Consider the following 7,718-nt stretch of genomic DNA (forward strand, 5'->3'; position numbering starts at 1 on the left):
CTAAGCGTGAAGCCAACCTCAAGATGAGATATCCCATCGCAAGAGTAAGACCCCTTGAAGAGAACGAGGTAGATAGGACTGAGGTGTAAGTGTAGTAATACATTCAGCTGACAGTTACTAATAGGTCGAGGGCTTATCCAATGCGTCTGGTTTTTGTCTAAAGTCTAGTCTGGAATAATCTTTGATATGTTGTTTAATTGTGTATTAATTGTTGTTAGGTAATTGTGACTTAGGGGCTTTTAATATACATTTGAATCCAGCTTCTTATTTAGAAGCAGGTACGATATGGCCCGGTGGCTCAGTTGGTTAGAGCGCCGCCCTGTCACGGCGGAGGTCGACGGTTCGAATCCGTTCCGGGTCGCTAGCCTTAGGGCTTATATATGGATGGATTCCCGAGTGGCCAAAGGGGGCAGACTGTAAATCTGTTGTCACTGACTTCGGTGGTTCGAATCCACCTCCATCCATTGAGACAATATGTCTTATGTAGAGTAATCTACACAACTGGGGTCTTAGCTCAGCTGGGAGAGCATCTGCCTTACAAGCAGAGGGTCACAGGTTCGAGCCCTGTAGGCCCCATTTGATTATCGCGGGATGGAGCAGTCTGGTAGCTCGTCGGGCTCATAACCCGAAGGTCGTTGGTTCAAATCCATCTCCCGCAACGAAAGAGACTTTTAAAGTCTCTTTTTTTTTTTATTGCTTTTCCGTATACTTTGTTCTATTGTAGAAAAGCAAGATTACTGCCATAGTAAGTAGAAGGGGGTAAGGATGAGAGTAGGAATATTAACCAGTGGAGGAGACTGTCAGGCTTTAAATGCAACCATGCGCGGTGTAGGAAAAAGCCTATATAACTTATTGGGAGATGTGGAAATCTATGGTTTCCTGGATGGTTACAAAGGTTTGATTTATGATGAATATCGTAAGATGGAGCGTTCCGATTTCTCCGGAATTTTGACGGAAGGCGGAACCATTCTGGGAACCAGTAGAACACCCTTCAAACAGATTCGGGAACCGGATGCCAATGGCTTGGACAAAGTGGAAGCCATGAAGCATACTTATAGAAAGCTTCGCCTGGATTGTCTTGTGGTTTTAGGAGGTAACGGTTCTTTAAAAACAGCCAATCTTTTGTCGGAAGAAGGATTGAATGTTATCGGTTGTCCCAAGACCATTGATAATGATCTGTACGGTACAGATATGACCTTCGGCTTTTATTCTGCTGTTCAAGTGGCTACCAATGCCATTGACTGTATTCATACTACGGCTGCCAGCCATGGTAGAGTATTTATTGTAGAGATTATGGGACATAAGGTAGGACTGCTTACCCTTTATGCCGGACTTGCCGGCGGCGCCGATATTATTTTGGTTCCGGAGATCCCCTACGATATCAATGCGGTTTGTAGAAAGATTGCGGAGCGTCATGCCAGTGGTTCTCGTTTCTCTATTGTAGCTATAGCAGAAGGTGCCATTTCCAAGGATGAATCTAAACTGACAAAGAAGGAATTAAAGAAGAAGCTGGCGGAGGATAGGAAGAATCATCCTTCCGTAGCCTATAAGCTGGCGAAGGAAATAGAAGAAAAAACCGGTGCTGAGGTCAGAGTAACCGTTCCCGGACACACTCAAAGAGGTGGACAGCCGGTTCCCTATGATCGTGTTTTTGCTACAAGAATCGGTGCGGAAGCTGCCAGAATGATTAAGAAGGAAAAATACGGCGTGATGCTTTCTTTAAAGAATAATGAAATCACAACGGTTCCTTTGGCAGATATTGCCGGTAAATTAAAAACGGTGGATCCGGATTCCGGAATTGTAAAGGAAGCCAAGATGCTGGGAATTTCATTTGGCGATGAAGAATAGCCGAAGATGAAGTTTTGTATAGAGCTTATTTAAAAAGAACTTGATGAACTTAGGCGCCAATTTTATCTGTTTTAACGATATAGAAGGGATAAGAAGAATTGTCATATACCGCTTTATACAGAAAATGGAGATCTCGGGATTTCGATGATTTGGTTGGACAGGATGCCATCACTCGTTCCTTTAAGAATCAGGTAAGTCATGATCGTATTGGTCATGCTTACCTTTTTTGTGGTACCAGAGGTACGGGTAAAACCTCCATGGCGAAAATCTTGGCAAGAGCTGTGAACTGCCTAAATCCTAAGGATGGAAATCCCTGTAATGAGTGTGCAAACTGTAAGGCCATTTTGTCCAATACCAGTATTAACGTATATGAAATGGACGCAGCCAGTAACAATAAGGTGGATGATATCCGCTTGATTCGGGAACAGGTGGAGTATCCACCTGTAGGCATGCGCTATAAGGTATATATCATCGACGAGGTACACATGCTGACAGAGTCGGCCCATAATGCCTTTTTGAAAACGCTGGAGGAGCCGCCGGAATACGCCATATTCATCTTGGCTACTACGGAGCCAAACGCCCTACCCATTACCATTCTTTCCCGCTGTCAGCGTTATGATTTTCGTAGAATTCCTGCAGACATTATTGCGGACAGGTTGAGACACATTGTGGAAGAAGAGCATATTGCCATTGAAGAGGAGGCTATTCATTATATTGCCCGGATGGGAGATGGCTCCATGCGTGATGCGGTGAGCCTTTTGGACCAGTGTGCCAGCTATGATTTTCAGCGAGAAATTAGCTATGAAGATACTTTGAAAATATTGGGAGCAGTGGATACCGCAGCATTTTCCCAAATGATTGCTTCCCTTCGAGAGAAAGACATAGCAAAAGCTATGACCTTAGTTTCCGAAGTTTTGGAGCAGGGAAAGGAGCTTAGCCAATATACTTCCGATTTACTGAATTATTATCGTAATATCATGTTGGCGAAAACCGTAGAGAAGATTGACGGTTTGATGGATTTATCCGCAGAAAATAAGAAACAGCTTCTTTCCGACGGGGAAAGCCTTTCCATGGAAGAAATACTTAGGGGCATTCGTTTATTGACAGAGCTTTTACAGCAGTATCGTTTTGCCAGACAGAAGCGTGTTCTGCTGGAAAGCACATTGGTTAAGATGGCTCATCCGGAGATGGAAGGAAAGACGGATGCTCTTTTACAAAGATTGCGGGAGCTGGAAGAAAAGATGGAGAAGGGAAGCTTTCTTCCTGTAGAAAGGACAGCATTTTCCAAGGAGGAAAATGGAGATGTACCGGAGGCCATGGAAAAGGAAGTTGTCCTTCCTAAAGCCCAGTATGAGGACTATATGCTTTTAAAGAAGGACTGGGATATCATCAAAAACTATTTTGATTCTCCCACGGTGAAACAGGCCTTGGCGAAATCCAGAGTTTATCCGGCAAAGGATAAGAAATCCATGGTTATTGCACCGAGCCTGGGCATGCTTTCCAATGTACTTACTGATATGGAACTCCTGGAAATCGGAAAGGTGATTTCCGAAAAATATCAAAAGGAATTTCATTTTGTTTTGGGAAAGGTGGAAACGGAAGAACGCAGTACCAAATATGTTTCCGATGAAGATTTAAATAAAATTTCCATGACGATTGAGATTAGCGATCAGGAATAAATCAAGGCTTGGATTCGCTAAAATAAAAGGATAAAAATCTCACACTGTAAGGGAATTATAAGATTTCGCATAGATTTATTCTTGGGATTCATGGTAAAATAGTATAAGTTATGCTTAATTTAAAATTAAGGAGGAGCTATGGCAAAGCATGGTGGATTTGGCGGGGGAATGCCCGGCATGAATATGAATAATCTGATGAAGCAGTATCAGAAGATGCAGAAGAAGCTGGAAGAAACCCAGGAGGAGCTGGCAAAAAAGGAATACCTTGCTCAGGCCGGAGGCGGTGCTGTTAAGGTCGTGCTGAACGGGGAGAGAAAGGTCTTAAGTGTCAGCCTGAATAAGGATGCCGTAGATCCGGAAGATGTGGAAACTTTGGAAGAAATGATTGTTCTGGCCATGAACCAGGCTCTTTCCGACATTGATAAGGAATCCAATCAGGAAATGGGCAAGCTTACCGGCGGAATGGGGTTAGGATTTTAATGGAGTATTTTTCCAAGGATATGGACCGTCTGGTGCAGGAGCTTTCCAGGCTTCCCGGCATAGGTCCGAAGTCCGCACAAAGATTAGCCTACTTTCTGATTAACGGAGAGAAAGAACAGGCCTACGCTTTGGCCGACAGCATCAAAAAAGCCAGAGACAGTATTCGCTACTGCAAATGCTGTTGTACCTTAACGGATGGGGAGCTTTGCCCGGTATGCAGTAGTGCGGAAAGAAACCATAAACAGATTATGGTGGTGGAAAACCCGAGGGATATGTCCGCCTATGAACGAGTAGGCAAATATCAGGGGGTTTATCATGTTCTCCACGGGGCGATTTCCCCTTTGCTCGGCATAGGACCGGAAGACATCCGTTTGAAGGAGCTGATGGTTCGTTTGCAGGGAGAGGTGGAAGAGGTGATTATTGCCACCAACTCCTCTTTGGAAGGAGAAACCACCGCAAGCTATATCACAAAGCTGATTAAACCTTTAGGAGTGCCCTTAAGCCGTATTGCTTCCGGCGTTCCTGTAGGGGGAGATATAGAAAATATTGATGAAATAACACTTCTTAGAGCATTGGACGGAAGAGTCAGTTTATAGGAAGTGGAAGGGGTATTATGGACAAGTACGAGTTTAGTATCAAGGCAGAACAGATTAAAAAGTTAAGCAGTCAGGGAGATTACAAGACTGCTATGCAGATTGCGGATACCATTGACTGGAATAGGGTGCGTAATGCAAACCTTCTTTCTTCCATAGCGGATATTTATGAGTACAACGGAGAGTACGAGGAGGCTAAGGATATTCTTCTGATGGCCTTTGAGAGAGCGCCGGTGGGAAAGCGTTTTCTTTATAAGCTTTCTGAGCTGTCCTTACGTTCCGGCTCTATCGAAGAGGCTATTGAATTTTACAAGGAATTCCTGGATGTCAGTCCTGAGGATCCCAGAAAATACCTGCTTCGCTATAAGATTTTGAAGGCAAAGGGGGCTATGGCCTCCCAGCTGGTGGGACCTTTGGAGCAATTTACCGAAACCGAGCTGGATGAGAAGTGGCTCTATGAGCTGGCAAAGCTTTATGGTGAAGCCGGAAGAGAAGAGGATTGCATCGCCCTTTGTGATAAGATGATTCTTCTTTTCGGTATGGGAAAATATGTGGATAAGGCCCAGGATTTAAAGCTTCAGTATCGTCCCTTTGAAGAAGATACAAGAAGAGCACTCCGAAAGGAAAGCTTTGCCCTCCCGGAGGAAGAACCTGCTTTCGAAGAGAAGAAGAGTTCCGGACGGGGCGTATATGAGGACAAGCCCTCTGTTAAAGAAGTTCCGGAAGAAGCTTCAGAAGCATTGGCGCCAAAGGAAGTAAGCAGAGAAGAAATCCAAAGGGAAAAAGAAAAGCAGGCGGAGAGCAATGCGTTAAGTCGGTCGGAAGAAAAAACGGAGCAGGAAAAGGAATCGGAAACAGAAGCATTTTCCAAGGAGGAGACTGTAGGAGCTTCCGATCAAACTTCCGATTATATGTCCCCGGAAGATTCCAAAGAAGCATCCAAAAAATATTCCGAGGACAGCTCCGAGGAGAAGGCCGAAGGAAAGGATATGGCACAGGAGGAAACTCCGGCAGCAACCGATAAGAAGGAAGAGTCTATCCCCACCTACCACATGATTATTGAAGCGGATACTCTGGAAGATGGCTTCAAGATTGCGGTAGAGGAAATCAAGTATTTCCATCAGGAATACAATCTTGCCTTTAAGGTAGCGAAAACCAATGCGGACAAGCTTAATGAAAAGGGCTTCGCTCCATTTGCGGAAAAGCTGAAGGAAAGAGATTTAATTATTGAGGAAGCCGGAAAGCTGAAGTACTCCGTTGTGGATGAAATCGAAAGATATATCCAGAATCCAAAGGACGCTTCTTCTATTATATTGGTGGATGTGTACGATCATTTTGATCGAATGGCTGAGGACAGACCCAGATTTATTGACTACTTCGACATCGTTTCCAACAAGGAAGAGCTGGAGGAAGAAGAGGATAGCGATCTGGAAGACGTGGATCTTGAAGCTTCCGTAGCGGAGCCGGAGAAGGAAGAGGCGGAAGAAACTGTCGAAGAAGAGTATGTTCCCCATAAGCCTTCCATTTTCGATAGGCCTGCACGTCCCTATACCGAGGTTTTGGAGGAAGAAGCCCGGAAGGAAGAAGAGGCTAAGGAAAAGCAGCAAGCTCCATCGGAAGTCCGTGAAGAAGCTCTTTCCCGGGACTTTGAAGACGCAGAGCCTGAGGAAGAGTATTATGATGATGAAAATGAAGACTACGACGAGGAAATAGAAGAGGAAGCTGTTGAGGATGCTCCTTCTGTAAGAGAAGAGAGAAGAGAAGCTCCAATTAGGGAAGAGGAAGAAGACGTATCCGCTATTTCCGATGCGCTGGAGAAGCATTCCCCTCTTGGTCAAAAAGAAAAGAAAAATGCGGGAATGAGCATAGACGAGTTTGCGGAATATGCGATTTCCTATGCCGACAGCATTGACTGTGCCATCACGGAAAAGGGAATAACCGCCCTCTATGAGAGAATTCAGCTTATGGAAGAGGACGGAATTCTTCTGAATAAGCAAAGTGCGGAGGACCTGGTGGAGGAAGCCGCAGACCAGGCGGAGAAACCAAGCCTTGGCAAGAAGTTAAGTTCTTTCCTTCGTCCAAAGTACAATAAGGACGATAAGTTGATTTTACGAGAAGAACATTTTATGGGGTAAAATATGGGAATGAGTGAAATGGGAGTAGGCTTAGTCCTACTCCTTTCCCTTAGCGCCATGGTATGGCATGGCTACAAGAAGGGATTATTAAAAAAAATATTTGCGATGACCTCCCTGCTTCTCTCCATTGCTATGGCAAAGCTGCTTATGCCGGTGGCACAGCAGGAGCTTGCCAAGAATCAAGAGTTGCAGAAGCTGGTGCAAAATATTGCAGGCTTTTTCTTTCCGATTCAGAGAGAGGGAGCCCAGCTTTCCGATGTAATAGGCAGCAATCCTACACCGGACAAGTCTATGGAAAACATTGATTTGTTCTATCAGTTTATCGGTCTGGAACAATGGAAGGCCAATCTTTCGGAGAAAATCTTCCAGCTGGTTTATAGCGTGATTTTCTTTGTAATCTTATATCTTATTCTTCGGATTCTTTTGAAAATTGGCTTTCAAATTTTGGAGTATCTCTTTAAATTACCGGGACTTAAGCTGGTAAACCGGCTCTCCGGAGCGGCGTTATCAGCGGTGGAATGGGTGTTTTGGCTTTGGTTCGCCTTGATTCTTCTCAGTATTCTGCCTAACTTCCCCCTAAAGGATACGATTTTGGAAGGCTTTTCCCGACCGGGGAGTATTCCCTATATTTTGAAGGAAAGCAATCTGTTTACAAGAATCTTTTTTATGAATTAACAGAAGAAAAACAAGATATAGAAGCCTTTAAACCAAGATATAGTTGTTTCCTGAAAATGGAAAAAAATTCTAAAAAAAAGGCAAAAAATTGCTTGACAGTCCCATAAACGGGTGTTAAGATACACAAGCTGTCGCAAAAAACGAGACAGCAAATGCGGAAAGAAAACAAGGAAAATCAAGGCTTCAGCCGAGGTGAACCGGAAAACTTTTTGCAAAACTGAACCTTGAAAATCAAAGATCGAATAATACACAGACCCTGAAGATTCTTGAAAAGAAGTTCTTCTAAGAAGAACGAAAAGCCGGAGTTC

6 protein-coding genes, 4 tRNA genes and 1 rRNA gene are annotated in these 7,718 nt (G+C 44.2%); all 11 read left to right on the plus strand.

Annotated elements, in window-relative coordinates:
• Nucleotides 1-141, plus strand: a 23S ribosomal RNA gene (locus tag HNQ46_RS11855); the annotation flags it as partial.
• 146 nt (nt 142-287) lie between these two features.
• Nucleotides 288-361, plus strand: a tRNA-Asp gene (locus HNQ46_RS11860).
• 21 nt (nt 362-382) lie between these two features.
• Nucleotides 383-464, plus strand: a tRNA-Tyr gene (locus tag HNQ46_RS11865).
• 39 nt (nt 465-503) lie between these two features.
• Nucleotides 504-576: transfer RNA gene (locus HNQ46_RS11870), tRNA-Val, on the plus strand.
• Between the two features lie 9 nt (nt 577-585).
• Nucleotides 586-659 (plus strand) — tRNA-Met (locus HNQ46_RS11875).
• Nucleotides 660-765: 106 nt separating this feature from the next.
• A complete protein-coding gene (locus tag HNQ46_RS11880; RefSeq protein ID WP_183684872.1) occupies nt 766-1,848 on the plus strand; it encodes a 6-phosphofructokinase in 1,083 nt (360 codons plus the stop codon).
• Between the two features lie 98 nt (nt 1,849-1,946).
• Nucleotides 1,947-3,527 carry a DNA polymerase III subunit gamma/tau gene (dnaX, locus tag HNQ46_RS11885; RefSeq protein WP_183684873.1) on the plus strand — a complete coding sequence of 527 codons (1,581 nt, stop codon included), beginning with the start codon at nt 1,947-1,949 and terminating at the stop codon, nt 3,525-3,527.
• A 138-nt stretch (nt 3,528-3,665) separates the two neighbouring features.
• A complete protein-coding gene (locus HNQ46_RS11890; RefSeq protein ID WP_183684874.1) occupies nt 3,666-4,007 on the plus strand; it encodes a YbaB/EbfC family nucleoid-associated protein in 342 nt (113 codons plus the stop codon).
• The gene (gene recR / locus HNQ46_RS11895; RefSeq protein WP_007158335.1) at nt 4,007-4,603 is read left to right on the plus strand and encodes a recombination mediator RecR; all 597 of its coding nucleotides are present in this window, start codon (nt 4,007-4,009) and stop codon (nt 4,601-4,603) included. Before HNQ46_RS11890 ends, recR begins: the two co-directional genes overlap by 1 nt.
• A gap of 17 nt (nt 4,604-4,620) precedes the next feature.
• Nucleotides 4,621-6,735, plus strand: coding sequence for a tetratricopeptide repeat protein (locus tag HNQ46_RS11900; protein WP_183684875.1), 2,115 nt, complete (start codon nt 4,621-4,623; stop codon nt 6,733-6,735).
• Between the two features lie 3 nt (nt 6,736-6,738).
• Nucleotides 6,739-7,410 carry a CvpA family protein gene (locus HNQ46_RS11905; RefSeq protein ID WP_183684876.1) on the plus strand — a complete coding sequence of 224 codons (672 nt, stop codon included), beginning with the start codon at nt 6,739-6,741 and terminating at the stop codon, nt 7,408-7,410.
• Nucleotides 7,411-7,718 lie beyond the last annotated feature (308 nt).

This window comes from Oribacterium sinus (genome assembly GCF_014202695.1).
In the GTDB taxonomy this organism is placed as follows: Bacteria; Bacillota; Clostridia; order Lachnospirales; family Lachnospiraceae; genus Oribacterium; species Oribacterium sinus.

What these genes read in the sequence shown, in the direction of transcription:
- HNQ46_RS11880 (WP_183684872.1), top strand. Translation starts at nt 766, where the DNA reads ATGAGAGTAGGAATATTAACCAGTGGAGGAGACTGTCAGGCTTTAAAT.
- HNQ46_RS11890 (WP_183684874.1), top strand. Translation starts at nt 3,666, where the DNA reads ATGGCAAAGCATGGTGGATTTGGCGGGGGAATGCCCGGCATGAATATG.
- recR (WP_007158335.1), top strand. Translation starts at nt 4,007, where the DNA reads ATGGAGTATTTTTCCAAGGATATGGACCGTCTGGTGCAGGAGCTTTCC.
- HNQ46_RS11900 (WP_183684875.1), top strand. Translation starts at nt 4,621, where the DNA reads ATGGACAAGTACGAGTTTAGTATCAAGGCAGAACAGATTAAAAAGTTA.
- HNQ46_RS11905 (WP_183684876.1), top strand. Translation starts at nt 6,739, where the DNA reads ATGGGAATGAGTGAAATGGGAGTAGGCTTAGTCCTACTCCTTTCCCTT.